Origin of the sequence: Actinotalea ferrariae CF5-4, assembly GCF_000603945.1 — a bacterium.
GTDB lineage: Bacteria > Actinomycetota > Actinomycetes > Actinomycetales > Cellulomonadaceae > Actinotalea > Actinotalea ferrariae.
Genome location: NZ_AXCW01000456.1, coordinates 1 through 1,507, shown reverse-complemented (window position 1 = coordinate 1,507; position 1,507 = coordinate 1). Strand labels below are relative to the sequence as shown.

2 protein-coding genes are annotated in these 1,507 nt (G+C 77.0%); one reads left to right on the top strand and one right to left on the bottom strand.

The genetic code is table 11. The features are described 5' to 3' along the window. Nucleotides 1-70 precede the first annotated feature (70 nt). Nucleotides 71-868 (top strand): Fpg/Nei family DNA glycosylase, encoded by a 798-nt coding sequence (locus N866_RS18755; RefSeq protein WP_034229652.1) that lies wholly within the window; start codon nt 71-73, stop codon nt 866-868. Nucleotides 869-883: 15 nt separating this feature from the next. On the opposite strand, the gene N866_RS18750 is transcribed toward N866_RS18755, so the two are convergent. Beyond that, nucleotides 884-1,231 carry a helix-turn-helix domain-containing protein gene (locus N866_RS18750; RefSeq protein WP_034229650.1) on the bottom strand — a complete coding sequence of 116 codons (348 nt, stop codon included), beginning with the start codon at nt 1,229-1,231 and terminating at the stop codon, nt 884-886. Nucleotides 1,232-1,507: the final 276 nt, after the last annotated feature.

Genomic DNA, 1,507 nt, shown 5'->3' with positions numbered 1-1,507 from the left:
GACCGCCCTCGCAGCCGCCGGGTTCGCGGCCACCCCCCGCGGCCTCCGGCTGCGCGAGGGGCGGTGAGGCGTGCCCGAGGGTGACATCCTGCGCCGCGCCGCCCGGACCCTCGACGCCGCGCTCGCCGGGCAGCGGCTGGTCCGCGCCGAGCTGCGATGGCCGTCCGCCGCGGGGGTCGACCTGGTCGGCGCCACCGTGCTGGGCACCGTGCCCTACGGCAAGCACCTCTTCACCCGCTTCGACGACGGCCGGAGCCTGCACACGCACCTGCGGATGGAAGGGTCGTGGCGCCTCGTCCGAACGGGCACGCCGGCGGCGCAGGCGCGCAGCCCCTGGGTGCGTGCCGTCCTGGCCACGGCGGAGTGGACGGCGGCGGGGCACCGGCTGGGCATGCTCGACGTCCTCCGCACGGAGGACGAGCACACGGTGGTCGGCCACCTGGGCCCGGACGTGCTCGCCGACGACTTCCCCGGCCCGGGGCTCGCGGAGGCCCTGCGGCGCGTCGGGGAACGCGGCGACGTGCCGATCGCCGAGGTCCTGCTGGACCAGCGGGTGTGCGCGGGCATCGGCACGCTGTACGCGGCCGAGTCGCTCTACGCCCGACGGCTGTGGCCGTGGACGCCGGCGGGGCAGGTCACGGACGTGCCGTCCCTGCTCATGACAGCTCGTCGCCTCATGGAGCGCAGCGTGGCCTCGCCGACGCCGACAGCCATCGGCGACGGCCCGCGCGGCCTCACCTCATGGGTGCACGACCGCGCCGGCCAGCCCTGCCTGCGCTGCGGCACCCCCGTCGTGCGGGGAGTCGCCCGCAGACCGCCCATGGAGCGGCCGATCTTCTACTGCCCGACCTGCCAGGTCGGACGCTGACGTCGAGCGGGCGCCTCAGCCCACCGGTGCCAGGGCGCTGCCGCCCGAGCGCGTCCAGGTCTCCCCGCCCCGGGGACGGCCCCAGCCGGCGGCGAGGTCCGCGGGGACCGTGTCGGGCACCGTGAGGCCCTCGGCGACCGCGACGCGGTCGCTCACCTCGCGCAGCACCACGGACATCGCCACGTCCAGGGCCTCGCAGATCGAGGCCAGCAGCTCGGAGGAAGCCTCCTTCTGACCGCGCTCGACCTCGCTGAGGTAGCCGAGGGAGACCCGGGCGGCGGAGGACACCTCGCGCAGCGTGCGGCCCTGTCGCTGGCGGGCGTCGCGCAGGACGTCACCGATCTCTCGTCGCAGGACGACCATCGGACGACCTCCTTCCGTCGGCACCGGGATGCGGGGGGCACCCGGGTTGCTGGGGCGGACGACCCCGGAGGGCCGGACCCGCGAGGGGGTCCCACCGTACCCCGCAGGGCGGACAGGTTCGCGGCCAGCGCGCTGCGGGGCTCTCGTCGTCGTCACACCCAGCCCAACGCCCGCCCCCGGGGGCGTGTTCCCCGCGGGGGTGACGGGTGCCCGCACCACTGCTCAGCGGCGTCTCAGCGCATCCCCGCCGTGCCCGGCGCGCCCGGCGCGCCCGGC